Here is a 26126-nt window from a genome sequence, read left to right as displayed (position 1 = left end):
CGCGAGCGAACGTAACAACCACGAGGTGCGACCGAGATGAAAAATCCGGAAATTGCGGCGCGACTGCGAGAGATAGCCGACTTCCTCGAGATTCAGGCGGTCGAGTACAAGCCGCGAGCCTATCGCACCGCCGCGCGGAACATCGAGTCGCTCTCGGAACCTATCGAAGACGTCTACGAGCGAGGTGAACTGGAGGACATCGAGGGCGTCGGGGAATCCATCGCGTCGAAAGTGGCCGAGTACCTCGAAACGGGCGAAATGGCGTACTACGAGGAACTCAGAGCGGACCTCCCAATCGATATCGAGGCGATAACCAGCGTCGAGGGAGTCGGTCCGAAGACGGCGAAACGGCTCTATCTCGAACTCGGGGTCGCGACGCTGGAGGACCTGGAACGTGTCGCTGAAGAGGGGCGCATCGCCGAACTCGACGGGTTCGGTGAGAAGTCCCAGCAGAACATCCGCGAGCACGTAGCGCGAGCGAAACGGGGACAGGAGCGGATGCTCCTCGGACGGGCCTTCCCGATAGCGCAGAGCGTCGAGACGCGGCTTCGGGACTCCGACGCCTTCGACAGCGTAGACGTCGTCGGCTCGTTTCGACGCCGCCGCCCCACTGTCGGCGACATCGACGTGTTGGCGACGACGAACGACTCCGAGACGGCCATCGAGCAGTTCTGTACCCACGACGACGTCCGAGAGGTACTCGCCCGCGGCGAAACGAAGGTATCGGTAGTCGTCTCTGGTGACCTCCAAATTGACCTCCGACTCGTCGAAGCGGCCGAGTACGGCGCCGCACTCGTCTACTTCACCGGGTCCAAAGCGCACAACATCACCCTCCGTAACCGGGCGATAGCGCGCGACTGGAAGCTCAACGAGTACGGCCTGTTCGACGTGGCGAACGTGGACGACCCCAGAGGGAGCCAGCGGGTCGGGGACCGTATCGCAGGCGATACCGAGACCGACGTCTACAGCGCACTCGACCTCGCGTGGATACCGCCGGAGTTGCGAGAGGACACGGGCGAGGTGGACGCGGCCGCAGCAGGCGAACTGCCGAATCTCGTCGAACGTACCGACGTACGAGGGGACCTGCAAATACACACGGAGTACTCTGACGGGTCACACAGCGTCCGCGAGATGGCCGAGGCCGCCGACGAGCGAGGGTTGGCGTACATCTTGCTTACTGACCACGGACCGAACGCGCCCATCCCGAGCAAACTCGACGCCGAGTCCTTCGAGCGGCAGTGTACCGACGTCGACGCGGTCAACGACGCCGACGACGTGGACGTCACCGTCTTGCAGGGTATCGAGGCAGAAATCACGTCGGAGGGGTTAGAACTGCCGTCCGAGTGGTACGACGACTGTGACGTGGTCGTCGCTGGACTCCACAGTCGGCCGGCGGACGCGACGGAACGCCTGACTCACGCGATGACGGAGTTCCCGGTCGACGTCGTCGCTCATCCCACGGGTCGGCTCATAAACGAGCGCGACCCGCTGACGCTGGATATGGACACCGTGGCTCAGACCGCTGCGGAGGAGGGTGTGGCAATCGAAATCAACGCCCAACCGGCGCGTCTCGACCTCGATTGGCAGGCGGTGAAGGCGCATCGGGAGACGGTTCGGTACGTCGTCTCGACTGACGCCCACGCCACGGGGGAACTCGACTACATGCATCTGGGGGTGTCGCAGGCCCGCCGGGGGTGGTGCGAGGCGACAGACGTCTTGAACACACGTCCGCTCGAGGACCTGCGCTCGTTCTTCGAGGCGTGACCGGTCACCTAGACGCGATGCTCGGCGAATCGTTGCGGAGCAGGGGCCGTCAGAGACCCTCTCACACTGCGACAGTGTGTCACCGAATGGTCACTCTGAGTACCCCTCTTGCAGGAACGTACCCTCTGTCTCGTACATCGAGAGCAGTTCCTCGATGAACTCCTCGTAGGTCTCGTCCTCTTCGAGGTGGCCGTTCAGTCGCTCCCTGAGTTCGTCGCTGATTTCGAGGGTGTAGGTCATGGTGTACGTGCTCCCGTAGGTACGTTTCTAGAGACGTGGAGGAGCACCATATAGCATTGCGGTCGTTCCAGTGTAGTGACATCGCTCGTCGAAGCCGTGGTCGAGAACTGATAGCTATCGAGGAGCCCGGCCGTCTCAGAGAGCGCCTGCCCGTTGTCGGAACGCCAGCACGCGTTCGAGCGTCGGAATCCCGTTTCGTGCCCCCTCGGACCGCGTCGACAGTGCGCTGGCTACAGTTGCGTTCTGCAACGCGGTCCGCAAGGACTCGTCCGCTGCCAGTTGGGCGGCCAGAAATCCGTTGAGCACGTCCCCAGCACCGGTCGTATCGACGACCGAGACGCTCGGCGGCGTGACCGTGAACTGTTGGTCACCCTCGACGACGACGTCGTCGCCGCCGCGAGTGCGGACGACCACGCCCTCGAACGAACGCAGGTGGGGCTCTAGAACCTCGTACTCTCGTTCGTTCGGGACGAGATAGTCGACCACGCCGGAGTCCAGTAGTGGCTCGACACCGTCGACAGGTGCCGGGTCTAGTACGACGGTCGGTCGGGACGGTTCGTCGCCGAGTTTGGCGAGCAATTTCGCCACCGGGTCGACCGGTATCTCGTTCTGTAGCAGGAGACAGTCGGCCGACAACACGGCGTCGAACTGGTCGCGGACGTAGGCGTCGTCGACTGCCCCGTTGGCACCCGCCCGCACGAGTATCCAGCTTTCTCCATCGGCGCCGACGAACACGTGGGCCGTTCCCGTCGGGACTTGTGCGGTACCGATTCGGTCGGTACTAACCCCACTCCGCTCCAGTTCGGTCAACACGTCGAACTGCTCGGCATCGCTACCGACCTTTCCGAGCATCGTTGTCTCCGCTTCTCCCTTCGCCGCGGCTACCGCCTGATTCGCCCCCTTGCCCCCCTGCTGGACACTGTCGTAGTCCTCGGCGAGTTCGTCGGGGAGAGCCTCGACTCGAACCGTTTCTCCGCGCGCCGGGAACCACTCGTACTGCGCTTCGAACTGACTGATTTCGGCAGGCGTGACTGTCCGAACTTTGTCGACGTTGACGCTTCCGAGGCTTACGACCTGTCCCATGTGTCGAAGTCTAGCTGCTACGACGCCGGACTGCTACGAGTAGCTTCCGTTTTCTGTACGGCTGAGGCGGCTCAGGAGACGACCGATGGTGAGGTCTGTACCGCGCCGCCTACCGCGTCTTCGTCTCACCGTGTGCCGGAGGGCACCCACGCCCCCTTCTCGAAGACGATTGCGTTCCGATTCGGAGTCTCTCCCCAAGTTTGCTCGCTGCGCCCACCCCGGCCGCGTCGCCGCCCACGATGACTGTCGGACGAACCACGTGGAAACAATGCCGCCACGGGCACCACAGTATTGTCTACAAATAGAAATTCTGGAAACGTTAACTCCACCGATAGCGCCGTATTTTCGTCTCCGAGGGAATCTGAGGCGGCCCGGCGACTCGGCCTCATTACCGCCACCACTCTTTTGCCTCGCGAGGCTGTACCCACGCATCCAAGCGTGTCTGACTCTGCTCTCATCCAGTGCCCGATGTGTGGCTGGACCGGCGAACTTTCAGGGCTCGAAACGAGCGGAAATCGGCGCCAATGCCCGGCTTGTGGAGAATCCATCGACACCGAGTAAGTTACCTATCGGCCCCGTGAGTTCTGGTTGGTGTGTGTACAACCGTTGGCTATCGTGACGGGGTCGGTACGTACATCACGGACGAAATTTGTCCTTGCAGATAGCGTGACACAGGTCGAACTGCTGTGTCGAACCGGTCGTATGGACTCGGGCAGTATATCGAAGTTTGTGAAATTCTGGGCGACTGTGAGATAGTGACAATCCTGCTCTCCTCGCGAGTGAGTGTTCCCGGCCAGTGACCGCCCAGAGTGTCGAATCACTCCACGTCGGTAGCGTCTGCTGTCCCGAGCACTCCACCCTCACTCTGGTCGCTGACAGCGCGAAAGGCGGCCAGCGCGACGACGGCCAGCAGCAGGCCAGCGACGGACTGTGGCCACGTGTGCGCGCCAGCGAGCGGTCGACTGACGACCATCCCGACCGGTACGAGCGCGAGCGGTGCGAACCGGCGGTCGGCGAGCCACAGGACGCCCGCCGGCGTCGCCGTGTACAGGACGTGAGTCGAGATGTCCCAGACCGGCGTGATGAGGAGGTGCGGAACGGTTACACCGACGAGAACGGCGGCGAACGTCGAAACGAGCCGGCCCCACGCTCGGCCTCGCCACACCACCCACAGCACAGAGAGACCGAGAGCGAGGCCGACGCTCCCCGTAGCGTCTGCTCCCCAGGATGGGAGTGGCCCAAGCACCCGGGGAACCCCCTTGTACACGGCGAACGCGATACTCCACGCCACTGAGAGGACGCCGAGGCGTGCAGAGAGCCCCCGCACCGAACGGTCCGGCGACCCGCGCCACTCGTAGCCGATAGCGACCACCCCACAGAGGAGCACGAACACCTCCGGCGAGAACACGGCCGAGTACGTCTGTGCCATCTCCTCGTACATGTATCGTAGCGCCCTCTCCTGTCTGACATGGCGTTTTCGGTTTCTCCGTCGTCCCGACGCCGAATGACCAACGACTTAGGGACACGCCGTTCTCCGCCACAGACATGTCCGAGACGAACTCGCTTCCGCCCGCACCGCCGGGCCGGCCGGTCGTCGGCCACGCCGCCGCCTTCGCGAGCGACCCCTTCGGCTTCATCCGGCAGTCGGTCGCTTCGACCGGCGACGTCTTTCGGATGCGACTGTTCGGGCGCGACGTCTACGTCCTCGCGCATCCGGACCACGTCGAGACGGGCCTGCTGAACCGGGAGACGTTCACCAAGCCGCACGACTTCGAGGTGGCGTTCGGCGAGACGCTCCTCTCGACGACCGGCGAACAGTGGCGGCGACAGCGGCACGCGATGTCCGAGTTCTTTAGCCCGGCGCGCATCCGTGCCCACGCCGAGACGATGACGGACGTGGCAGAGGCGCGAATCGACGGGTGGGCGGCTGAGGGCGAGGTCCGCGTCGACGAGGCGATGCGTGCCATCGCCTTGGAGAACCTCTTCGAAGTCGTCCTCGGCCAGTCGCTCTCCGCGGCGGAACTGGCGGACCTCTCCGAAGTAGCGCACGCGCTCAACCTCTGGTTCAAGCCCACGTCGTGGGCGCTCCCCAACTGGGTGCCCACCCCAGCGCGGTACCGGTTCCGCCGTGGCTCTGCGGCACTCCGCGACCGGGCGCGCGCTCTCCTCGCCGAGACGGGGGACAGTCCCGCCGAAGACAGTTTGCTCGCGACGTTGGCGTCGCTGCAAGCGGACCCTGACGCGGGGTTCGACCGGGAGGAAGTGCTCGACCACGTCGTCAGCATGGTGTTCGCAGGCCACGAGACGACGGCCCTCGCGATGACCTACGCGCTCCACCTGCTCGGGACACACCCCGACGTCACGGAGCGGTTCCACGCCGAACTCGACGACGTACTCGACGGTCGACCGACCCTCTCGGACCTCGGCGAACTGGACGTACTGGACCGGATACTCGACGAGGCGCTCAGGCTCTACCCCCCGGTCCACGCGCTCCCTCGCCTCACCACCGAGTCGGTCGAGGTGGGCGGCCACACGATTCCGAGCGGCGAGCAGGTGTTGTTCAGCATCTGGTCGATACACCGCGATTCTCGCTTCTACGAGTGCCCGCTGACGTTCGACCCGGGACGGTGGGACAAGGAGTCGTCGGACGACCGGGGCTACGCGTTCGTCCCGTTCGGGGGCGGCCCGCGAATCTGCATCGGTCGGCACTTCGCACGCCTCGAGATGAAGGCGGTCCTCGCGGCAATCGGCAGGCGCTACGACCTCGACGCGACGGCCGACGTCGAAGTCGCTCCCCAGATGACCTCTCAACCGGCCGGCCCGGTCACCGTCCGCTTCACCGACCGGCGGTAAGTCCACTTCACCGGGCGGTCACCGGGGCAACCAAGGTACCGTAGTGGCTGGGGACGTCGCCGAGGGAGTGACGACGGCCGATTGTACCGATGCAACCCGGTAACACTCGCGTCAGCGCGTATTGAAGTGGGTTCGAGACCTACCCTCCGGCAATGACGAATCCGACACCGACGCCGGGCATCCACCACGTGACGTGCATCGCGGGCGACCCACAGCGGAACATGGATTTCTGGGTCGAAACGCTGGGACTCAGACTCGTCAAACGCTCCATCAATCAGGACGACCCCGGCACGTACCACTTCTTCTTCGCGGACGCCGAGGGGACGCCCGGGACGAGCATGACGTTCTTCCCGTGGGAAGACCTCACGCAGGGAACGGTCGGGTCCGGACAGGTCTCCCGGACAGCCTTCCGCGTCCCACAGGGGAGTCTCGACTACTGGGAGGAGCGGTTCGAGGAGTACGACGTCGAGTACGACGACCGCATCGAGCGGTTCGGGGAGACAGTCCTCCCGTTCCGGGACCCGGACGGCCTCCCGGTCGAACTCGTCGAAGTCGAGATTCCCGAGGACGACCCGACGGTGCCGTGGACCGAGTTCGTCCCCGAGGAGCACGCCATCCGGGGGTTCCACTCGGTGACACTCTGGCTGGCCGACCCCGAACCCACCGAGGACTTGCTCCGGACGATGGGGTTCGATGAGGTCGGGACCGAACAGGGAGCGGGGGACACCCCCGACGACCGACGGACCCGCTTCGCCGCCGCCGGCCCGGTCGGGAAGTACGTCGACGTCCTCCCGACCATCCGGGGCGGGCGGCAGGGCCACGGGACGGTCCACCACGTCGCCTTCCAGACGCCGACCGACGAGGACCAACAGGCGATGCGCGAGGCCGTCCAATCGGCCGGCCTCCGCCCGACTCAGCAGATAGACCGCCACTGGTTCCGCTCTGTGTACTTCCGCGAGTTCGGCGGCGTGCTGTTCGAACTCGCCACGAGCGGTCCGGGCTACACCAGCGACGAACCGCTCGCCGAACTCGGCGGGCGTCTCGTCCTCCCTGGGGAGTTCGAGGAGCGCCGCGAGGAAATCGAGGCCCAACTGACCGACGTGACGGTTCCGCGGGCGGAGGCGGCCGAGGCAGACGACTGAGCGGGTGGCGGTGGTTTCGCCACCACGTCGCCGAACGACGTCAGTCCGCGGTGTGGGGGTGCTCGCCGTGTCCGCCGCTCTCACCCACGGAGTCCGTGCGGTGGAGCCAGTAGAGGAACAGGAAGAACGCGGTGGCGAAGACGTTCAGCACCATCTTGTAGTTCATCTCTATCTTCACTTCCGCAATCTGGACGCTCCCGGGGTCGGGGACGAGTCCGAGTCCGAGGAACACGAAGTGGATGACGAACCCGGTGACGACCGCCGAGACGAAAATCATCCCGGAGAGTATGGCCGCGAATTTGGTCCCGTAGTACTCCCGGTAGGCGTCCATGATGGGGGGTACGATGAGGTCGGCGTAGATGTAACTCAGGACGCTCCCGAACGGCAGGCCGTTGCTGAACAGGACGGCCCCGAACGGCACGTTCCCGACGGAGCAGACGAACGTGGCGACGCCGATGACCGCGCCGAGGACCGCCGTCCAGAAGACGTACACCGGGACGCCGAACGTCGGCCCCGAGAACACCGACGTCCACACTTGCTCGGGGATGAACCCCGCGATGAGGCCGGCGAAGACGAACCCGATAGCGATTTCGTCCCAGAGCATCCCCCACTCCTTCCACTGCTTGTCGGCGAGTTCCTGCCACCCCGCGAGCGAGGTGGCCTTCTCCGGGATGGTGGTGTTGGCCGCCTCGGGGTCGAAACTCTCCTTGCAGGACTGCGAGCAGAAGTAGTAGGTCGTCCCGTCGTGCTCCGTCGAGTACTCCGTCTCGTCAGGGTTCACTTCCATCCCGCAGACCGGGTCCTGTACCGTCTCGTCCTCCTCGTCACGGACGTTCTGACGGGCCTGTTCGACCACTTCGTCCGGGACGACGAAGATGAACCCGAACGCCATCATGCCTATGAGCACGAACCCGCCGACGACGTCCGCGAGGAGGAACTGCCAGCCGAGCAGTATCCAGATGACCGCCCCGATTTCGATGACGAGGTTGGTGGAGGCGAACATGAACGCACCGATGGTCGCCGCCGCCGACCCGCCCTTCTTGAAGAGGTTCTTCGCCGTGGCGATGGCGCTGTAGGAACACGAGGAGGAGACGAACCCGAACAGCGACCCGTAACCGAGTTCCCGCAGGCCGTGGCCCTCCAAGAGGTCCGAAATCGCTTCTTTGGAGGTCCACGCCTCGACGCCGCCGGCGATAGCGAACCCGATGACCAGCGCCCACCACGTGATCCACGCCATCGCCGCCGTCGTCGTCAGAAACTGGCGCGTGCTTTCGACGAAGAACGTCCCCAATGGCTTCGTCGTCGTGAATACGCCGATGCCGACCGTCGCGAGGGCGACGACTGTCAAGATTGCGTACTCCGTTCGGTCCATGGCTAGACCATGGGGCGAAGGACCTAACGGGATTGTGGCTATCGAACGTGTCTGAAGCAGGTCCAGAACTGTCGCTCCCAAACGAAACCTGGAGGTGAACTTTGCCTTCCAAACGGTAGTCCGTCGATTCGGGGCACGAGGTCTCCCACGGCGCTTCGGAATACGGAGCTCACGGCGATACGTCGTCGATGTGAGCAGATAGCTGAACGTCTGTTCCCGAATCTTACTGATAATAACTGGAGCCGATATTTTATATATGGTGGCTCGAGATATTTTAACGTGGCTGAAAATTATTCGGGGATGACAGACTCGCTCCAAGATTCGCCACTGGGCGCCCACGAGACCCGCGTCCTCCACGTCGACGACGAACCGGAGTTCGGCGAACTCGTCGAGGTGTACCTCGAAAAAATCGGCGAGGAGATTACGGTCGTCAGGGAGACAGACCCACAGAGCGGTCTCGAACTGCTCTCGACAGAGGTGGTCGACTGCGTCGTCAGCGACTACCAGATGCCCCACATGGACGGCATCGATTTCCTGAACGCCGTCAGAGAGGAGTACCCGAACCTCCCGTTCATCCTTTTCACCGGCAGGGGCAGTGAGGAAGTCGCGACCGAAGCCATCAACGCCGGGGTGACCACGTACCTCCAGAAGAGCGGCCCGGAGACGTTCGAACTCCTGACGAAACAAGTCCGGAACGCCGTCGAACAGCAGCGTTCCGAGCGGTTAGCGCAGGTCACCAGAGACCGGTTGTTCGGACTCTACGAGCACGCAGACGGGTTCTACATGCTCGACACCGACTGGCACATCACCTACTGGAATCAGCGTATCGCGAACCGGACCGGCAACCCACCCGACGAGGTTCTCGGCCGGTCGTACTGGGACGTGTTCCCGGAAGCACGCGAACTGAAGACGCAAGACGTGTTTCGAGAGGCGATGGCCACGCGGGAACCGAAACACTTCGAGGTGGAGTTCCCACCGGCCGATTACTGGGCCGAAGTGCGGGTGTATCCGGTGGACGAGGGACTGTTCGTCCACTCGCGGGACATCACCGAGGAGAAGGAGCGCGAACGCGAAATCGCACGCCGGAACAGAATCTTGGAGTCCTTCGCCAACACCGTCTCACACGACATTCGGAACCCGTTGACCGTCGCCGAAGGACAGTTGGAGCTAGCACAGCAGACCGGGGACTTCGAACACCTCGACGAAGTCGCGAAGGCACACAACCGAATGCGGAACCTCATCGACGAACTGCTTCGCGTCGGTCGGGGGGAGGAACTGGAACTGTCGGAGGTGACTCTCGAGGCCAGCGCCGAAGACGCGTGGAAGACCGTCTCTTCGGAGGAGATGGCGTTAGACACTCGGGGCGACTGTCGGTTCGAGGCACACGAGACGCAACTCCGGCAACTATTCGAGAACCTGTTCTGGAACGCCTTGGAACACGGCGGGGCGGACGTCGTCCGCGTCGGCGCCCTCGGAGAAACCGGATTTTACGTCGAGGACGACGGGTCCGGCATCCCGCGGCGGGAGCGAAAACGAGTGTTCGAGTCGGGATATTCGACCACCGAAGACGGCCCGGGCTACGGACTCCACATCGTACAGCGGGTCGTCGAACTCCACGGTTGGGAGATCGCTGTCGCAGAAAGCGACGAGGGCGGCGCCCGGTTCGAGATTCGTGGAACCCAGTCTACCGACGCGTAGCCGTCTTCATTTCCTCAGCGACGTCAATCGAGTGGTCTCCGAACGGTCCGCCGCCAACCGGTCAATCGCGAAGCGAGAGTGTCCGCGGTAACCGCTCTCTAGACCCTCGACATCGTTGCCACTTACAGTGGACATGGTTTTGTATTAGGATGTACAATTCTGCGTACTAATACAGATGTCCCCGTCTGCGTTCCTCCAACACGAAGTCCTCGCCGTGGCACCCTCCGGGCCCGTCGAAACCCTCGTCGATGAGGTTGCGTGTCGGCAGTCGACGGTGGGCGTTCGCACCGTCGAGTCGGTAGACGCGGCCCGCCGCTCTGTCCGAACGTCGTTGCCGGCCGCTGTACTGGTCACTGCCGAGAGTCAGGACGGAGAGTGGCGCGCGTTCACCGAGTGGTTACGCGACACCGACGTTCCGGTCGTGGTGCTGGACCCGGCCGAAGTTGTCTCCCCGAGGACGGCGTTCGAGTGCGGTGCGACCGACCTCGTCCAGCGACTCGAAGACCAGCGGCTTCCGCTCGTCGCCAACCGTCTCCTCGAGATGATGTCCTCGCCGAAGACGTCGCGGGCCGACGTTCCCGCCGGCATCGGAATCGCGGGCCTGCACAACGTCGAGGACATCGTCTACTTCTTCGACCTCGACGGTAACCTCGCCTGGTGGAATCAGAGCCTCAAAGAGGTGACGGGGTACACGGACGACGAACTCGACGGGATGGGCCCAATGGAGTTCTTCGCGGGCGACGACCGGTTACTCATCGCCGACGCGTTCGCGAACGCCGCGGACGGCGACCGGGTGAAAGTGGAGGCGGATATGGTCGGGAAGTCGGGACAGCAGACGCGGTTCGAACTGACCGGCGTGCGACTCGACCATCCGAACTGGTCGGAGTCGTACGTCTGTGGCGTCGGCCGCGACATCTCGGAACGCGTAGAGCGCGAGCGACAACTGGAATCGATGGAGCTCCAGACGCAGGCCATCTTCAACGACCCACTGACGTTCGCAGGCTTGCTCGACACCGACGGCAACCTGCTGAAAGCCAACGAGGCGGCGCTGGCTTTCGTCGACGCTACCGACGAAGACGTGGTGAACGAACCGTTCTGGGAGACGCCGTGGTGGACCCACTCCACGGAGAGCAAGGAGGCCATTCGAGACGCGGTCCGGCGGGCCCGTGACGGCGAGTTCGTGCGGTTGGATGTAGAGCACGTCCGCCACGACGGTGCCGTCCGCACGTTCGATTGCGTCGTTCGGCCAGTCACGGACGACGACGGCAAGTTGGTGACGTTGCTCGCGGAGTCTATCGACGTGACCGAGCGCGAATCGCTCCGGGCGGAACTGGACGAGACGCTCGAACGCATCAGCGACGCGCTGTTCGCCCTCGACAGGGACTGGGAGTTCACCTACGTGAACGACAGAGCACTCGAGTTGATGAACCGGAGCGAAGACGAACTCCTCGGGGAGGTGTTCTGGGAGGCGTTTCCGGATGCGGTCGGCACGGAGTACGAACGGCACTACCGTGGCGCCATGCGGGAACAGGAAACACGCACCTTCGAGGAGTACTATCCGCCGCTCGACATGTGGACGGCGGTGACAGTCTACCCCTCCGAGAGCGGCCTCTCCGTGTACTACCAGGACGTCACCGAACGACGCCGCAGCGTTGAGGAGAGCGAACTCCTGAGCGACGTGATTCGCATCGCGACCGGAGCAGACTCGTTCGAGGCGGCACTCGAGTCGGTCGTCGAAGCGGTCTGTGCCCGGACCGAACTCGCGTACGGCGAAGCGTGGGTTCCCGCGGACGAGTCGGTGCATGTCCACACGACGTACGCGAGCGGTGGCGACCAGTTGACGCCCTCGTTCACCCGGGCGACGACCGAACTCTCCTTCGCGCGCGGGTCGGGCCTTCCAGGTCGGGTGTGGGACACAGGCGAACCCGAGTGGCTCCCGGACGTGCAAGACGCCACCGGCGGTACGTTCGTCCGGCACGACGTCGTCGAAGAGACGGACCTCCGGTCCGCCATCGGCGTGCCGATAGCCGGCGACGACGACGTCGTGGCCGTCCTCACGTTCTTCACGCGACACGTCCGCGAGGACGACGACCGGCTGCTGGACCTCGTGACGACAATCGCGGCCGAACTCGGGACGGTCTTGGAACGGCAACGTACCATGCAGCAACTCGAACGCGAGCGAGAGTTCCAGCAGCGACTGTTCGACACCAGTCCGGTCGGCATCGCCGTCATCGACACCGACGGCGACATCGTCCGAGTCAACGAACGCGCAATCGACACCCTGGACCTCTCTGTGACAGAGATGCTCGACCGGACCTACTACGACGGGGACTGGGAGATAGTGGACGAAAACGGGAACCCGATTCCCGAATCCAAACTCCCCGTGGGGCGAGTCTTACGGACCCAAGAGCACGTGTTCGGACAGGAACACGGCGTGGTCACCGGCGAGGAGCACTCCATCTGGGTTCGGGTGAACGCCTCGCCGCTGTTCGGCGACGACGGGCGTATCGAGTACGTCATCGCGGCGATACAGGACATCACGGCCGAACGGGACCGGAAGCGCCGACTGCGACGGCAACACTCCCAACTCTCGGTCATCAACAGAATCCTCCGCCACGACCTGCGAACGCACGCGCACGTCGTGCAGGCCAACGTAGAGATGCTCGAACAGGGGACCCTCTCCGTCGAGCAGGCCGGGAGCACCATCCAGAGGCGCATAACCGGCCTGCTCTCGACGGCCGAGAAGACGCGCCGGGCCATCGAATATCTGGACGAAGACACCGCCGCATCGATGTCCGTGCGGGAACTGTTCGCGGAGTGCCGGGCGTGGCTGACACAGCGCGTGACTCCGACACTCGTGACTCGGTGCGGTGGCGAATGCGACACGACGGTCGAGGTCACGAGCGGCCTGCAGTTGGCACTCGTCGAGTTGCTGGAAAACGCGGTGCTGTACGGTGGTGAGACGTATCCAGTCGTCCTCCTCGCCGGCGTCGACGAGGACGACCCCGACCGAGTGGTCGTCGAGATAGCCGACCACGGCCCCGGTATCTCCGAGGAGGAACTCCGTGTGCTGGACGCCGACGTCGAGGGGCCGCTGTCACACTCTGGGGGCATCGGAATCTGGCTCGCACGCTGGTTCGTCGAGTCGGCCGACGGGACGCTCTCTCTCACCGTCGACCCCGAACGCGGAACAGTCTGCCGGGTTTCCCTCCCGACCGGTCGCGGCGAATAGCGCAGCGGTATCGACCGCTCACGGTGACACGGCAGCCACGGCGAGGCGGGATTGCCCCGGACGACCGGGTGACGTGGCCGCTCGAAGGGAGCCTACCTTTTGCTACGTCCGGCTGACAGTCTCCTCGAAGGGCTGGACGACGACGAACCCGCTGTCGCCGTCGAAGTCCATCTGGTACGTCTCGCCGGAGGACTGGCCTATCGAGTCGCTCAGACTGCGGTCGGTCTTGATGCTCGGCGAGAGGTCGGTGGACCACGCCACAGTCGCGTCGGGGTCTGTGCGGACTGGCGGTTCCAGCACCAGCGGGTCGCCGTGTGTCGTGATGGCAATCATTCCCGGTCCGGAGAGGAAGACGTTCGTGAGGCCGGCGGCGGACGCGCCGCTGACGCTCCCGATGGTGCCGATTTCGTAGTCGACGCTGTCCTCGAAGGCGAGGACGTCGTTGCCGTTGACCGTGATCGACTCGCCCTCGTCGAGGGCGAGAATCTGAATCCGCTTGCCCTGTTCCGCGACGTAGACGTGGCCCTGTCCTTCGACTTCCATGACCGGCGTGCCCTCGCTGGACACCTGGCTCTTGATGAAGCCGGTCAATCCGCCCTCGGCGGAGGACTTCCCGGTGAAGGTCAACTCGCCCTGATACGCTATCATCGACCCTGCTTTGGTCATGACGGTGCCGTCGACGTCGATGTCGAGCAGTTTGCTGTTCTCCAGTTCGAACCGGTCCCGACTCTCGTCGGGCGCGTTCTGTGAGACGAATTCGTCGAGTTCCATGGGTGAATCAGGGCCGCGGGGACCCTGTGGCAGTGTTTGCCGACTCTTGCAATAAACGTTCTCAGTATCGTAATTCACCCAAGACAGCCACCCCGAAGAAAGGCGCCGATGCGTTACTACGGTCGATTGAACCCCTGCCGCGACGTTGGTTCTGAGCGGACGCTCTGTCATCTCTCTGCACAGCACCGGAGGTTAGGAAAGCGAGAGGTACCCTCTCGCGACGAATATCTTCGATTCGGTCGAACGACGGTCGCCGCGGGTAGAGCGGTAGCGTACCGGGATTGTATATCGCGTTAACCCAGAGTTCGGACACCTTATCGGACTAGTAGGAATGGTTTTGTACCGACACGTCCGGGTATGTCGGTACGACGAACACTGGTAGTGACGCTGCTCGTCGCGGTGACGATGACGTCCGTCGCGATTGCACATCCGTCCGGGCCGGCGGCCGACGACTGGCCGAGTGCTCGGGGCGACACTGCCCACACCGGGTCCAACGCGGGCGCGGCACCGACGGGTCCGAACGCCACGGCGGTCTGGCAACAGGAGACAGAGTACGACGGCGGGCCGGGGGAACCGTTCGCACCGGTCGTCGTCAACGGGACGGCCTACGTCGCCTACGACGACACCGGCACCTCGCCGACGTACGAGAGCGAGGGCCACGTCGTCGCCTACGACGCGGCGACCGGCGCGGTACAGTGGAACCAGAGCGCGGTTCCGGGGCCGGTCAGGGGAGCCACCGTCTCGAACGGACTGGTCTTCCTGACCAGTATGGGCGACAGTAGCGGCGTCGTCGACGACGACCCGCCGGACCAAATCGGCGGCGTCTACGCGCTGAACGCCTCGACCGGCGACGTCGCGTGGGCGCGAAACGACTCGAAGATGCGGGATTCGAGGGCCTACGTGGCCGCCGACGGTCGGGTGTACGTCGAGACCGGTGAGGACCCCGACCAACTGTACGCGCTGAACGCGACCACAGGCGAGACGGTGTGGAACACCTCGGTCACGCCCGAACCGGTCTACCGCGGCACCGTCGAGGACGTCGCTTACAGTGACGGAACGCTCGTGCTCCGACAGCGTGACGGCGCGAACACGACCGTCCGGGCGTTCGACGCGGACAGCGGCGAGCAACGGTGGAACACGACGGTTTCGTCCTCGGAGGCATCCTACACCGGTCCGCTGACGGAGAACCAGCGGCGAATCGTCGTCACCGAGGATGCGGCGTACCTCACGGTGCCGCCGTCGGGCCTGTACGCACTCGACGCCGACAGTGGCGAGGTCCGTTGGAGCGAGTCCCCGGTCTCGTCGTTCGGCGGCAACGCCTCGGAGTGGATTTCCGCGCCGGCGCTCCACCACGGGACGGTGTACGTGAGCACGCTGGACACGGATACCGAGACGGACGGCGTCGTCGGGACGGTCCACGCCATCGACGCCGCCAACGGGTCGACCGACTGGCGGTTCCAGACCGACGCGCGGGTGGCGACCCCGAGCGTCGCCAACGGGACGGTGTACGCCGGCGCGTTCCACCAGAGCGTCGAGGGTGCACAGACCGGCAGTCCGCCGCAGGCGGGCGTCTACGCGCTGAACGCCACGTCCGGCGACGAGCGGTGGGGCTATCTCTTGGACGGAAGCCCCACCGGCTACCTGATTTCGACGGTCCCCGCAGAGGGGTCGCTGTTCCTCAGGACCGCGAGTCACGGCGTGTACGCCGATGCGGGTACAATCACTGCGCTCGATTCGACCACGGACGCGGTCGGTCCGGCGCACCGCTTCGCCAACGACACCGTCACGATACCCGAAGAGCGCGACCCCACGGTGAGCATCAGCACCGACCCGCCGAACGCCGGGTCGACGGACCTCGACGCTGGAACGAACGTGACGCTGACGGCGAACGCGTCGGACCCAGACGGGACCGTCGAACGGGTTCGCTGGGACGTGGATGCCGACGGCGAGTTCGAGAGGACAGGCGAGTCAGTGACGATACCGCTTGACTACTGTGGTGACCTCGAAGTCACCGTCCGCGTGACCGACGACAGCGGGCGAACGGCGAGCGACTCGGTGGTCCTCTCCACGGACTGAGCACGTCTCGGTCACAGCGCATTCTCGTGCCGTCGTCGCGGCCCAGGATGCCGCCGTTCGGCCGCGGGAACCACCATTTCGAGAATGAACCCTCGTAGGGGAGGACCGCTGACGAGGGGGCAGTCAGCCGGCGGCCTCCGTATCGTCCGCTTCGTCGCTCCCCCGACCTAACACGGACTGCTGGTCGGGCACGTCTTCGGGGAGGCACACGACCTTCTCTCGACCCTTGTGGAACCGCGTAATCTGGCCCCTCTCTTCCATCTCCCCGAGCAGCCCGGAGACGCTCGATGTCGACCACCCCGTCTCCTCGACGAGGTGCTGCTGTCGTATCCGACCGCTTTCGGCCTCGACGAGTTCCAAGACGTACGTCTCCGGCGACGTGTCGAGTTCGTCCATCGCGGCCAGACTCTCTGGAGAGAGCGTCGGTTGAGCGTGCTCTTCGTTGGCTTCGTCTTCGGTTGGTGACTCGTTCTGCCGGTCGCCGCGTATCAGTCCGCCGAACCGGTCTGCCACACCGAGGACGAACGCCCATACCTTCCTCATGGCCCTAGCTGCACCGAGGGCGGTCCGGGCACCACGCCGTGCGGCCATGGAGGCGTTCGAGCGTCAGACGAATTGTGACTGGCGAAGATTTTTCGGTTATCCATTTGATTTGCTTTCTGATGGGACTTGGGTGTTTTTTACCGTTGACTAGTCAAGGATTTTTAAATGAGTACCGTAGTCGGACCCGGAAACTGTCGGTTATTCGAAGTCTGTCACGGACGACAACAACACCTTTTCCAGCACCTCCCGGTTCCCCCGCCGAATCCGTTTCGAGAGCGCCTGCCGAGTGATGCCGAGTTCGTCCGCCAGCGCCTCCAAGGTCACCTCACTCGGCGTCTCGAAGTAGCCACGTCGGAGCGCTAGGATGAGTGCCTCACGCTGTTCCGGAGAGAGGCCGAACTGGCGGCGGTTGTCGTGGTCCTCCCGAAACGTGTAGGTTCGCTCGACGTGTATCGGGATGCCGTTCTCCGTGCAGTAGTTGTGAAACTGAGATAGCTGGTCGTGGTCGGTAAACCGCAGTCGGAACACCCACGAGTCGTTCCCCTCGGCTTCGAGGACGGTGGCCCTCGTCTCCGCGATACCTGCGAGGAGGTCCGTCGGCGGCTCCTGCCAATCGACTCTGTACAGTGTGCTGTCGTCCACTCTGTCGAGTGCCACGAGTTCTTTGACGCTATCGCTGTCGCGGACGTGGACCTCGAACGCCTCGTGCCCCTCCCCGGTGGCCCAGATGAACGGCATCATCTGCGTACCGGTGGGCACGATGCGTTCGAGTTCGAGGTGCATGTCGTCGTCCCCTCTCAGCGCTTCCCCGAGGCGGAACTCCCCACTCGGTAACGTGAATTCGAGAATCACGCTCATGCGTAGCCGATTGTCACCATCACTTATCAACTTACGTATGTCAGTTGTCGGATTTCCTACACCGTCCCCACGCGGTAGATGACAGAAAAGTGATGTTAGTACCACGAGGGACGAATCAACTGTTCGACTATGGGAGGTGTCCGAGGAGTCGCGCGACGACGTACTCGGGTTCGTCCCCGGAGAGACACATCGGGTTGAGAACGATTTCGTCGGCGTCGAGGCGGTCGGCACCGACGTACACCCGCGGGTCCTCTGCACGTAGCGCGGCGACGACCGACGAAGCGTCCGTCTCCGTGCCAGCGAGTGAGACGACGACTTCCGGGGCGACGCTGGTCCCCTCCGCCGCCGTCGTGTGAACGTCCAATCCGTTCGCTTCGAGGCGTGTCGCCATCGAGTCGGCGGCGTCCCGCCACTCGGACTGGACGGCGGCGTGGTCCTCGCTCACGAAGGCGTCGAGCGCACTGAGGAGGCCGACGAGTTCCTCCTTGCCGACCTTCATCGGCCGGCCGATGCCCTGCCGCGGGACGCCGTCGAAGTTCTCGGGGTCGACGAGTCCGGCCGGCGGGTCCCAGACGTCGGCGGCGGCGTGCATGTCGAGGTTCTGGACCGCGATGGACTCGACGTAGCGCTGTTTCCCGGCGACGATGCCGGTCGTCTGCGGACCCCGAATCCCTTTCCCGCCGCTGACGACGACCATGTCCGCACCGGCCTCGACGAACGCCGAGAGGTTCTCGACGGGCGGCACCTCCGCCGCCGCGTCGACGATGACCGGGACGCCGTGTTCGTGTGCAATCTCGCAGACGACGCCGAGGTCGGGTTGCGTGTAGGACTTCTGGACGTACGCGACTGCGGCGGTTCGGTCGGTAATGGCGTCGGCTATCTCCCACGGTTCGACGTTGGTCGACCCCGTTCCGAGGCGGTAGTCGTTCGTCCCCACGTCGACGATAGACGCGCCCGCCGTCCGCAGCGCGTGGTCGTAGCCGGTCCTGTGCGTGCGCGGCATCACGATTTCGTCGGCGACGCCTGTCGTGTCGGGCAGACGATGCATGACGCCCACGTCGTGGTCGGCGATTGCGGCGGCCGCACAGAGCAACAGTCCTGCGCCGGCACCGGACGTAACGTACCCCGCCTCTGCACCGGTGACCGAGGCGATGCGCTCCGAGGCCCGCGCCTGGAGGTCGCCCAACTCGACGAACTCCCCGGCGGCGCGGCTCATGTCGTTCCGGGCGTCCTGTCGAATCAGGCTCCCACCGATGCGCGTCTTCGTCCCGGCGGCGTTGACCACGGGCGGGACGTCGAGTTCCCGGTACACCGAATCGTCGTTGGATGGAGTGTCAGCCATATCGAGAGTCTCCGTCGTCGCAGTGGACACGAGCGTCGAGGAGGAGCCGAAACTTAAATCTGGAGAGACGGAGTGTGCCATTTCGGACCGTTCCGCCTGCCGTGCCGACTACGCTCTGCTCGCCATTCAGGCCCGTCTCACCCGGACAGCGCTACTATCGCGGGTGTCAGCGGGTCGAATGGGGCGAGTATCCGGCAATACGGAGCTATCCTACAGCACGACCAACATATGTTCGGTGACAGAAAATGAGCGCACAGAGCTACGGCTTCCCCGGGATGCGGTCGACCCGGACGTGGAGCAACGCGGCCGCGAGCGGCCTCGTCGCGGGCGTCGGTATGGGACTGCTAATGCACTTCGTGATGGGAGCGATGCCTCTCGTGGGAGCGCTGTACGGTCAGCCGACCGTCGCGGCCGGGTGGGTCGCCCACCTGTTCCACAGCGTGGTCTTCGCGTTGGTGTTCGCCGCGATACTCACGCGGCCCTCCTTCCGCGAGTACGGCCTCCGCGGCGTCGTCGGTCTCGGTATCCTCTACGGTATCGTACTCGAACTCTTCGCCGCCGGTATCGTCCTCCCCGTCTGGGCGAACGCGGTCGGTGCGGCGACGCTACCGGTCCCGTTCTTGGTCCCGATGGGGTTCCTCACGCACGTCGTCTACGGCGTCCTCCTCGGCGCCGTCTTCGGCGTCGTGATGACCCGCGAACGGACGAGAATAGCGTCCGCCGTGGACGCGACGACCGAGTGAGTTTCTCTTACGGCACTTCGCTCAATCCTCTCTGAGGCGAGCGTCGATGCCGTCCGGGACTTCTTCGCCCCAACGCTCCGCCCACGCCCCGAGGTCGGACAGGACGTCGGCGAGTTCCTCCCCTTTCTGCGTGAGACTGTAGTAGACGGCCACAGGTGCCGCCTCTTCCATCTGTCGCTCGACGACGCCGGCGCCGACGAGTTCGTCGAGGGCGTCCGAGAGCGTCTTCGAGCGTGCGCCGGTCGCCCGTTTGACGTCGTTGAACCGCTTTTCTCCGTCGCTGAGTGCGTAGACGACGTTCACGGGCCGGTAGACGTGACCATCGAGGAGGTCAGCGGTCTGGAAGCGACGGCGGCCGCCGTCGAGACACACCTCAGCGACCGCCAGCGCGAAGCAATCGAGACGGTCCTCGCGCTCGGGTACTACGAAATCCCGCGGGAGGCGACTCACGAGGACGTGGCGGAAGTGATGGGCTGTGCGCCCAGTACCGCGGCCGAACACCTGCGGAAGGCGGAATCGAAGGCCATCGCGTCGATGTTCGACCGGTGATTGCAGGCTGGTCGCGCACCGTCTAGACGATGGGTCGACGTGGTATCCCCCGTCGGCCGTCTACGAGTGTTCGAGAGTCACCCGAGTTCCGAACCCCAGACGAACAGGACGATACCCGCCCCGATGAGCAACAGGACGACCGGGATGGCCAGAAACGCGACGACGTCCACACGGTCACGGCCGACGATGCTACTGACGATTGGACTCGCCCAGACCCGTAACGTGAGAAGCAAGACGACACCCACGACAACGATTACGAGGCCGAGTTTCGACGAGTCGGTCTGTACCCCTAGCATCGTGGATAATTAACAGGAACCACAGAGATAGTTATGGAGGCCGTTTGCGAATTTCTGGTGACGACGGACGGTCGTTTCGTGCTCCAAACTGGGAGCAGGCTCTCTTCTAAAGTCTTCTCGGAAATATATCCCCGTCGTGCGTAAGATAATATCTAACATATATACTCTCTCGCCGCCAACAACCGATATGGAAGGTGACATTGCCTATACACTAACCGTCGCCTTCTCCCTCGCGACTGGCATGGCCGCCACTTTGTTGTCACTTCTCGTGTGGGAACGACTCCAGCGGTCCCCGTTTGGGTGGGCTATCTTCGTCCTCACCATCGTTCTGGTCGTCTTCTCGCTGTTTCACGTCTTCGTCCTCGTCTTCGCTGCCCCGTCACTGGTGGTTCGGTCGGTTAAGAGCGTCCTATTCACCGGTATCGCCGCGTTCATCTGGACGATGATTTGGAGTCAGCACCGTGCGCGCAACAGCCCAGCAGACGCCGGAAACACGCAATGAGCGACCTCTTCCGTCTCTACGACATCGCGATGGGTGCTCTCTCCGCTGTCGGACTGCTCTACCTGCTGTACTCTCAGCGGTTCGTCATCGGCTATCGCCGATTCCTCTATCTCGTCGTGTCGGGTCTGCTCGTGTTCGCCATCGGCGGCCCACTAGTCGACATGTATTACCCGGTCCTGTCACATCTCGTCCACGGCATCGCCGTGCTCTTGGTCACTGTGGGCCTCTATTCGCTGGTCCACGCGGACCTCCCCGCAGACGAGTGGACGAAGCTACTGTTGCGTGAGCCGAGCGAACTCCGCAATCCGAGCGACTGGATGGTACCGATGGACGACGAAATCCTCGAACTATTCCACTCCACGCACCTCGTCCTGACTCCGTCGCTCATCGCGTACAACATCGACTACAGCCGAGAGGAAGTTAACCGTCGGCTTACCGAACTCGCGAATCACGGCCTCGTCGAACGAGAGGCGCGGGGCAAGTATCGTATAACTGAGTTCGGTGAACGGTATCTCCAAGGCGTCGAGTTCTCGGGGGCGCCCATCGCCGACGACTCAGAATCCCACCTCACGCAGTAGTGAGGACGGGCCTGACATGCAATGCCATCTCCTCACTAATTATCAGAGTATTGGAAGATAATGCCGATTTAAGTCGTGTAGTTAGGTACCACTACACATGAACGGGGTGCACAGATGACCGGCGATGCGTGCGGACGCCGTCGGTTCCTCGAACTGTGCGGGACGTCGAGCGCGCTCGCAGTAGCGTCACTCGCGGGTTGTTCGATGACCGCCGGAAGCACCGACGCGTCGATGTCGTACGTGATGGGACGCGAGGAACTGGCGATGACCAAAGGTGCGCCAGCGGACGATGCGTATCCGGCGAGTCCGAGCCAGATAGAGATGGAGATGCCCGGCGGCGAACACATGGAGATGGAAGCGGTGACCGTCAGCACAATCGCGCCGACGGACGACTCGAACAACTACCACTTCATGCCGCACGTCGTCTGGGTCGAACCCGGACAGCGGGTTTTCTGGGAGCACTTTCACGAGGCGGGGTTCTCGGAGCGACGGACGCACACGGTGACGTCGTTCGGCGCGAGCGGTCTGTTCATGCGACTCATCCCGGACGGAGCGTCCCACTTCGACTCGGGGTTCCGTGCCGGGACACACGGCAGTGGAGACCCGACGATAGACGAGCGCTTCAACCGAAAGATGGTCCGCCTCGTCGGTCAGGAAGGGGGATTCGGCGTCGAGTTCCAGCAGAAAGGTGTCTATCTGTACTACTGCCAAAATCACCACATGTTCAAGATGGCCGGTGCTGTCGTCGTCGGCGAGATATGGGGCGAGGACGGCGGCATGGGCGAAGACCCGGTGGGGTGGGCGCCGGCGATGACGGCCGACATCGAACGCATCCCGGAGTTGGACCCGATGCACGGAGAGACGTTGCTACATCAGGTAGCGGAACTCCGCGGGTTCGTCCACGCCGGGGGAGCGGGCGGTGGTCACGATGAGTGAGCGGAATCGACCACAGACCGAGACAGTAAGCGGAGCGAATCAATGAGCGTCGACACCACATCGGGACACGATACAACGGCTGAACACTCCGGAGAAGAGCACGGACCGACCGGCTGGCGATACTGGCTCTACACGACAGACCACAAGGTCATCGGAATCATCTACCTGTGGCACGCCTTGGTCGCGTTCGCGCTCGGCGGGCTGGCGGCCCTCGTCTTCCGGATGGACCTCGCAGTAGCACCCGACACGGTGTATCTCAGTCTGCTCGGGTACAACTCGCTCGTGAGCGTCCACGCGCTCACGATGATATTCTTCGTCATCCTCCCGCTTCAGGGCGCGTTCTTCAATTACATGTTGCCACTGTTCCTCGGCGTCGAAGAGATGGCGTGGCCGAGGATGAACGCTCTCGGGGCGTGGGGTATCTCTGCCGGGCTCGTCATCCTGTATACGCCGTTCGTCACCAACCTTCTGGGGCTGACCGGTGTCCCGACGGCCGCTGGTTGGTTCCAGTATCCGCCGCTGAACACCATGATGAACTCCATCGGGCAGGATGCAGGGCTCGTCGGTGTCGGCGTCTTCGCCATCGCTTCGACGGGGAGTGCTGCCAACTTCTTCGTGACCATCCTGAACGAGCGCGACCCGGAGATGGGCCTGTTCGACATGCCACCCTTCTGCTGGTTCACGGTGTTCGCGAACGTCCTCGCGCTGTACTCCATCCCGTGGATCCTCACCGCGTGGGGGATGGTGTGGCTGGAGCGCAACCTCGCGATGAGCTTCTTCAACGCGCGGGCCGGCGGGGACCCGCTGTTGTATCAGTGGTTGTTCTGGACGTTCGGGCACCCCGAGGTGTACGTACTCGTCCTGCCGGGCATGGGCATCGCCGCGGAAGTCATCTCTCGGTTCTCGGAGCGACCGATATACGGCTACAAGCCACTCATCGCGGCGATGTCGGTCATCACCGTCGCCTCGGTCGGCGTCTGGGCACATCACATGTACGCGACGGGGCTCGGGGCCAGTCGCTACGCGTTCATGGTCTTCTCGATGGCTATCTTCCTCGGGTTCGGGGTCTACATCTACTCGATGGTCGCGACGATGTGGAAAGGCCGGCTTCACCTCACGACGCCGATGCTGTTCTCCATCGCGGTCGTCGTCGGCCTGCTGTACTCCGGGATGGACGGAGCCTTCTTCGGCCAACCGGCCACAGACCTGCAGTTCCACTCGACGTACTTCGTCGTCGGCCACTTCCACTTCACCATCGTCACCGTCGGTCTGTTCGGTCTCTTGGCCGGCGTCTACTACTGGTACCCCCGCATGACGGGGCGGATGTACAACACGTCGCTCGCGAAGTTCCACGCCTTCACGACCATCGTGGGGATGTTCGGCCTGTTCTTCATGATGGGACTGCTCGGTGACGGAACGGCACCGGGCTCCGACGGCGTGATGATGATGCGTCGGTACGCGACGTACACGTACGCCCCACAGCTCCAACTCGGGCACATCCTCGCGACGGGATTCGCGCTCACCGCGGCCGTCGGTCAACTCGCGTTCTTCGCCAACCTCCTCTGGAGCCTCCGTGCGGGCGACGCGACCACGAGTCCGTGGGAGGACCTCCTCTCGGGGCAGCAGATGCCGTCCCCGGAGTGGGACGGCTTCCCGTATTGGCCACCGACGCCGGGCGCCATCACCAAGTCAGTGTCCGACAGTGACTCGGTCGCAGCGGACGGCGGGCCGCCCACGGAGACGGGGGGTGACGACTGATGGCCGCCGGTGACGACATCGGGGTCGTCGTCGACGAGCGTGGCGACCGCTTGGAGGCACTCCTCTGGGGGTCCGTATTCTTGTTCACGTTCGCGCTGTTCGTCTACGAGTTCGGCAACGGTCTCCTCGAACCCGAAGAAGAAGGGCTCCTGCCGGTCGCTACCATCATCGATTTCAAGCAGACCATGTTCCTCGCGGCTCTCGTCGGTGGCGGCCTCTTCGTCGGGGCCATCGTCTGGTCGGTCACGCAACACTCGACTGGCGTTCGAGACCGAGCGGCACCGATGATTCCCGGACAGGGACGCGTCAGACTCTCCGTGTTCGTGCTCGCCGTCCTCGTCGTCATGTCGACCACGATATTCGTGGGGGCCTCCACCCTCGCACAGACCGACGAGGCGACGCCGGCCCACGCGGCGGAACAGACCGGCGCGAGCCAGCAGATACACATGACAGTGACTGCGAGCCAGTGGTTCTGGCGGTTCGACGTCGAGGGGATACCGTACTCACAGGGTGACCAAGTCGTGCTCCCGGCGAACACGCTCGTCGTCTTCGAGACGACGTCGGCGGACGTCATCCACAGTTTCGCCATCAAGGACCTCGGCATCACCAAGGACGCGATTCCGGCGCAGTCGAACCAGGCGTGGTTCTACGTGGGCGAGGTCCACGGTGAAACGTCCCTCGCGGCCGGCAACGGGACCGTCGCGGCCGACGCCTACGACGTGACGTGTGCCGAACTCTGTGGGAAGGGACACTCGAAGATGGTCGCGACGGTGTACATCGTCTCGCAGGCAGATTACGAGACGTGGGCCAACGCGACCGGTGGCGACGCCGCCTTCGAACCGACCGGAGTCGGCGGCGATGGACACGACGAGGGCGAATCGGACGGACGTGGCGAGGGTGAATCCGACGGACACGACGAGAGTGGTACGGCCGACGGGGGGCACGCAATCGCTCGCCGGGTCGACAATTCGAGGTGAGATTCGTGACTGAACCAGACTCACAGGTCGGCGAACCGGTTCGACGGGGCGAGGGCGCCGAAGGGTTCCCGCACGGCAGTAAGTACCCCCTCTTCGTCGGAATGGGGTTCCTCCTTCTCGGCTGGGGACTCCTGTGGCCGCCGGTACTCATCGCGGGTGTCCCCGTGATGGCGTACGGCCTCTGGGGGTGGACACGCGAGTACGCCGTCGAGGAGTACGAGGCCGGCGTCGTCCCGGAGCAGAAGCGCCAGTTGCTCGGCATCGAGACGGGGCTACTCGGGATGTACGTCCTCGTCGTCAGCGAGATTCTCGTCTTCATGGGGTTCTTCGTCGCGTGGTTCTACCTCGACGCGACGCGCGGGCCGTTCCCACCACCGGGGTATCCCGGACTGACGCTCTGGCTAGGGGCCGCGATGACTGGCGCGATGCTCCTCGGGAGCATCACCGTCCGCTACGGGCGGCGACAGATTCCGGCGGACAATCGACCGGGCCTCGTCCGCGGATACGCGGCGGCCTTCGGCCTCGGTGTGGTGTTCCTCGGACTCCTCGGCGTCGAGTACTCCAGACTCCTGTCGAACGGACTCGACTGGAGTACCGGCCCCTACGGCGCCGCCTACTACGCGCTGACGGGACTCCACGCGGGACATCTCGTCGCAGGGTTGGTGATGGTCGGCATCGTGGTGTACCGTGCGAAGGTTCGCGGGCACTTCAGCGCGAACCGCAACCTGATGGTTCGGACCGTCGAGGTTTACTGGCACTTCCTGACGGCGGTCTCGATTGCCATCTTGACGTTCGTCTACTTCGGGATGTGAC

The 26126-nt window shown here is 63.9% G+C and carries 24 protein-coding genes; 14 read left to right on the top strand and 10 right to left on the bottom strand.

Annotated features, from left to right (window positions below; all coding sequences use genetic code 11):
• Positions 1–36: 36 nt before the first annotated feature.
• On the top strand, positions 37–1764 hold the full coding sequence (gene polX / locus Hhyl6_RS20635) for a DNA polymerase/3'-5' exonuclease PolX (RefSeq protein ID WP_483741137.1): 1728 nt from the start codon (positions 37–39) through the stop codon (positions 1762–1764).
• Positions 1765–1854: 90 nt separating this feature from the next.
• On the opposite strand, the gene Hhyl6_RS20630 is transcribed toward polX, so the two are convergent.
• The 3 genes from Hhyl6_RS20630 to Hhyl6_RS20620 all read right to left on the bottom strand — a co-directional run bounded on the left by Hhyl6_RS20630 (position 1855) and on the right by Hhyl6_RS20620 (position 4528).
• A complete protein-coding gene (locus Hhyl6_RS20630) occupies positions 1855–2004 on the bottom strand; it encodes a DUF7557 family protein (protein WP_483741136.1) in 150 nt (49 codons plus the stop codon).
• Between the two features lie 135 nt (positions 2005–2139).
• Positions 2140–3087, bottom strand: coding sequence for a PfkB family carbohydrate kinase (locus Hhyl6_RS20625; RefSeq protein WP_483741135.1), 948 nt, complete (start codon positions 3085–3087; stop codon positions 2140–2142).
• Between the two features lie 817 nt (positions 3088–3904).
• Positions 3905–4528 carry a hypothetical protein gene (locus Hhyl6_RS20620; protein ID WP_483741134.1) on the bottom strand — a complete coding sequence of 208 codons (624 nt, stop codon included), beginning with the start codon at positions 4526–4528 and terminating at the stop codon, positions 3905–3907.
• A gap of 104 nt (positions 4529–4632) precedes the next feature.
• Between Hhyl6_RS20620 and Hhyl6_RS20615 the strand changes: the two genes are divergently transcribed.
• Entirely contained in the window at positions 4633–5940 is a 1308-nt protein-coding gene (locus tag Hhyl6_RS20615; RefSeq protein ID WP_483741133.1) for a cytochrome P450, read from the top strand.
• A gap of 152 nt (positions 5941–6092) precedes the next feature.
• Positions 6093–7082, top strand: coding sequence for a ring-cleaving dioxygenase (locus Hhyl6_RS20610; RefSeq protein ID WP_483741132.1), 990 nt, complete (start codon positions 6093–6095; stop codon positions 7080–7082).
• 40 nt (positions 7083–7122) lie between these two features.
• Here the strand turns inward: Hhyl6_RS20610 and Hhyl6_RS20605 are convergent, their stop codons facing one another.
• The gene (locus tag Hhyl6_RS20605; protein WP_483741131.1) at positions 7123–8454 is read right to left on the bottom strand and encodes a permease; all 1332 of its coding nucleotides are present in this window, start codon (positions 8452–8454) and stop codon (positions 7123–7125) included.
• Positions 8455–8754: 300 nt separating this feature from the next.
• On the opposite strand from Hhyl6_RS20605, the gene Hhyl6_RS20600 reads away from it, so the two are divergent.
• Together Hhyl6_RS20600 and Hhyl6_RS20595 are read left to right on the top strand one after the other, a co-directional pair.
• A complete protein-coding gene (locus tag Hhyl6_RS20600; RefSeq protein WP_483741130.1) occupies positions 8755–10152 on the top strand; it encodes a response regulator in 1398 nt (465 codons plus the stop codon).
• A gap of 175 nt (positions 10153–10327) precedes the next feature.
• Positions 10328–13384, top strand: coding sequence for a PAS domain-containing protein (locus Hhyl6_RS20595; RefSeq protein ID WP_483741129.1), 3057 nt, complete (start codon positions 10328–10330; stop codon positions 13382–13384).
• A gap of 102 nt (positions 13385–13486) precedes the next feature.
• Here Hhyl6_RS20595 and Hhyl6_RS20590 read toward each other — a convergent pair whose 3' ends face one another.
• Entirely contained in the window at positions 13487–14155 is a 669-nt protein-coding gene (locus Hhyl6_RS20590; protein WP_483741128.1) for an AIM24 family protein, read from the bottom strand.
• Between the two features lie 381 nt (positions 14156–14536).
• On the opposite strand from Hhyl6_RS20590, the gene Hhyl6_RS20585 reads away from it, so the two are divergent.
• Positions 14537–16231 (top strand): PQQ-binding-like beta-propeller repeat protein, encoded by a 1695-nt coding sequence (locus Hhyl6_RS20585; protein ID WP_483741127.1) that lies wholly within the window; start codon positions 14537–14539, stop codon positions 16229–16231.
• 123 nt (positions 16232–16354) lie between these two features.
• On the opposite strand, the gene Hhyl6_RS20580 is transcribed toward Hhyl6_RS20585, so the two are convergent.
• The 3 genes from Hhyl6_RS20580 to Hhyl6_RS20570 all read right to left on the bottom strand — a co-directional run bounded on the left by Hhyl6_RS20580 (position 16355) and on the right by Hhyl6_RS20570 (position 18974).
• Entirely contained in the window at positions 16355–16774 is a 420-nt protein-coding gene (locus tag Hhyl6_RS20580; protein ID WP_483741126.1) for a helix-turn-helix transcriptional regulator, read from the bottom strand.
• A 198-nt stretch (positions 16775–16972) separates the two neighbouring features.
• Positions 16973–17632 carry a helix-turn-helix domain-containing protein gene (locus Hhyl6_RS20575; protein WP_483741125.1) on the bottom strand — a complete coding sequence of 220 codons (660 nt, stop codon included), beginning with the start codon at positions 17630–17632 and terminating at the stop codon, positions 16973–16975.
• A gap of 127 nt (positions 17633–17759) precedes the next feature.
• A complete protein-coding gene (locus Hhyl6_RS20570) occupies positions 17760–18974 on the bottom strand; it encodes an aminotransferase class V-fold PLP-dependent enzyme (protein ID WP_483741124.1) in 1215 nt (404 codons plus the stop codon).
• Positions 18975–19219: 245 nt separating this feature from the next.
• On the opposite strand from Hhyl6_RS20570, the gene Hhyl6_RS20565 reads away from it, so the two are divergent.
• The gene (locus Hhyl6_RS20565) at positions 19220–19717 is read left to right on the top strand and encodes a hypothetical protein (protein ID WP_483741123.1); all 498 of its coding nucleotides are present in this window, start codon (positions 19220–19222) and stop codon (positions 19715–19717) included.
• 21 nt (positions 19718–19738) lie between these two features.
• Here the strand turns inward: Hhyl6_RS20565 and Hhyl6_RS20560 are convergent, their stop codons facing one another.
• Positions 19739–20020 (bottom strand): winged helix-turn-helix transcriptional regulator, encoded by a 282-nt coding sequence (locus tag Hhyl6_RS20560; RefSeq protein ID WP_483741122.1) that lies wholly within the window; start codon positions 20018–20020, stop codon positions 19739–19741.
• Between the two features lie 12 nt (positions 20021–20032).
• Between Hhyl6_RS20560 and Hhyl6_RS20555 the strand changes: the two genes are divergently transcribed.
• The gene (locus tag Hhyl6_RS20555) at positions 20033–20266 is read left to right on the top strand and encodes a helix-turn-helix domain-containing protein (protein WP_483741121.1); all 234 of its coding nucleotides are present in this window, start codon (positions 20033–20035) and stop codon (positions 20264–20266) included.
• A 77-nt stretch (positions 20267–20343) separates the two neighbouring features.
• Here Hhyl6_RS20555 and Hhyl6_RS20550 read toward each other — a convergent pair whose 3' ends face one another.
• A complete protein-coding gene (locus Hhyl6_RS20550; RefSeq protein WP_483741120.1) occupies positions 20344–20562 on the bottom strand; it encodes a hypothetical protein in 219 nt (72 codons plus the stop codon).
• A 187-nt stretch (positions 20563–20749) separates the two neighbouring features.
• On the opposite strand from Hhyl6_RS20550, the gene Hhyl6_RS20545 reads away from it, so the two are divergent.
• From Hhyl6_RS20545 to Hhyl6_RS20520, 6 genes are all read left to right on the top strand, one after another.
• On the top strand, positions 20750–21064 hold the full coding sequence (locus Hhyl6_RS20545) for a hypothetical protein (protein WP_483741119.1): 315 nt from the start codon (positions 20750–20752) through the stop codon (positions 21062–21064).
• A complete protein-coding gene (locus Hhyl6_RS20540; RefSeq protein WP_483741118.1) occupies positions 21061–21642 on the top strand; it encodes an ArsR family transcriptional regulator in 582 nt (193 codons plus the stop codon). The genes Hhyl6_RS20545 and Hhyl6_RS20540 overlap by 4 nt, the downstream gene beginning before the upstream one ends.
• A 114-nt stretch (positions 21643–21756) precedes the next feature.
• Positions 21757–22578, top strand: coding sequence for a cupredoxin domain-containing protein (locus Hhyl6_RS20535; protein ID WP_483741117.1), 822 nt, complete (start codon positions 21757–21759; stop codon positions 22576–22578).
• Between the two features lie 42 nt (positions 22579–22620).
• A complete protein-coding gene (locus Hhyl6_RS20530) occupies positions 22621–24336 on the top strand; it encodes a cytochrome c oxidase subunit I (RefSeq protein WP_483741116.1) in 1716 nt (571 codons plus the stop codon).
• Positions 24336–25313 carry a cytochrome c oxidase subunit II gene (locus Hhyl6_RS20525; RefSeq protein ID WP_483741115.1) on the top strand — a complete coding sequence of 326 codons (978 nt, stop codon included), beginning with the start codon at positions 24336–24338 and terminating at the stop codon, positions 25311–25313. Before Hhyl6_RS20530 ends, Hhyl6_RS20525 begins: the two co-directional genes overlap by 1 nt.
• A gap of 5 nt (positions 25314–25318) precedes the next feature.
• Complete coding sequence (locus Hhyl6_RS20520; protein WP_483741114.1) at positions 25319–26125, top strand: cytochrome c oxidase subunit 3; 807 nt, start codon at positions 25319–25321, stop codon at positions 26123–26125.
• Position 26126 lies beyond the last annotated feature (1 nt).

The organism is Haloarcula sp. H-hyl6, assembly GCF_056934455.1.
Note: the sequence above shows the minus strand (reverse complement) of the source record. Positions and strands in the feature narration are given on the sequence as shown.

Bases quoted from the DNA above. Each gene is read 5' to 3' on its own strand.
- polX (WP_483741137.1), top strand. From the start codon at position 37: ATGAAAAATCCGGAAATTGCGGCGCGACTGCGAGAGATAGCCGACTTC.
- Hhyl6_RS20630 (WP_483741136.1), bottom strand. From the start codon at position 2,004: ATGACCTACACCCTCGAAATCAGCGACGAACTCAGGGAGCGACTGAAC.
- Hhyl6_RS20625 (WP_483741135.1), bottom strand. From the start codon at position 3,087: ATGGGACAGGTCGTAAGCCTCGGAAGCGTCAACGTCGACAAAGTTCGG.
- Hhyl6_RS20620 (WP_483741134.1), bottom strand. From the start codon at position 4,528: ATGTACGAGGAGATGGCACAGACGTACTCGGCCGTGTTCTCGCCGGAG.
- Hhyl6_RS20615 (WP_483741133.1), top strand. From the start codon at position 4,633: ATGTCCGAGACGAACTCGCTTCCGCCCGCACCGCCGGGCCGGCCGGTC.
- Hhyl6_RS20610 (WP_483741132.1), top strand. From the start codon at position 6,093: ATGACGAATCCGACACCGACGCCGGGCATCCACCACGTGACGTGCATC.
- Hhyl6_RS20605 (WP_483741131.1), bottom strand. From the start codon at position 8,454: ATGGACCGAACGGAGTACGCAATCTTGACAGTCGTCGCCCTCGCGACG.
- Hhyl6_RS20600 (WP_483741130.1), top strand. From the start codon at position 8,755: ATGACAGACTCGCTCCAAGATTCGCCACTGGGCGCCCACGAGACCCGC.
- Hhyl6_RS20595 (WP_483741129.1), top strand. From the start codon at position 10,328: ATGTCCCCGTCTGCGTTCCTCCAACACGAAGTCCTCGCCGTGGCACCC.
- Hhyl6_RS20590 (WP_483741128.1), bottom strand. From the start codon at position 14,155: ATGGAACTCGACGAATTCGTCTCACAGAACGCGCCCGACGAGAGTCGG.
- Hhyl6_RS20580 (WP_483741126.1), bottom strand. From the start codon at position 16,774: ATGAGGAAGGTATGGGCGTTCGTCCTCGGTGTGGCAGACCGGTTCGGC.
- Hhyl6_RS20575 (WP_483741125.1), bottom strand. From the start codon at position 17,632: ATGAGCGTGATTCTCGAATTCACGTTACCGAGTGGGGAGTTCCGCCTC.
- Hhyl6_RS20570 (WP_483741124.1), bottom strand. From the start codon at position 18,974: ATGGCTGACACTCCATCCAACGACGATTCGGTGTACCGGGAACTCGAC.
- Hhyl6_RS20565 (WP_483741123.1), top strand. From the start codon at position 19,220: ATGAGCGCACAGAGCTACGGCTTCCCCGGGATGCGGTCGACCCGGACG.
- Hhyl6_RS20550 (WP_483741120.1), bottom strand. From the start codon at position 20,562: ATGCTAGGGGTACAGACCGACTCGTCGAAACTCGGCCTCGTAATCGTT.
- Hhyl6_RS20545 (WP_483741119.1), top strand. From the start codon at position 20,750: ATGGAAGGTGACATTGCCTATACACTAACCGTCGCCTTCTCCCTCGCG.
- Hhyl6_RS20540 (WP_483741118.1), top strand. From the start codon at position 21,061: ATGAGCGACCTCTTCCGTCTCTACGACATCGCGATGGGTGCTCTCTCC.
- Hhyl6_RS20535 (WP_483741117.1), top strand. From the start codon at position 21,757: ATGACCGGCGATGCGTGCGGACGCCGTCGGTTCCTCGAACTGTGCGGG.
- Hhyl6_RS20530 (WP_483741116.1), top strand. From the start codon at position 22,621: ATGAGCGTCGACACCACATCGGGACACGATACAACGGCTGAACACTCC.
- Hhyl6_RS20525 (WP_483741115.1), top strand. From the start codon at position 24,336: ATGGCCGCCGGTGACGACATCGGGGTCGTCGTCGACGAGCGTGGCGAC.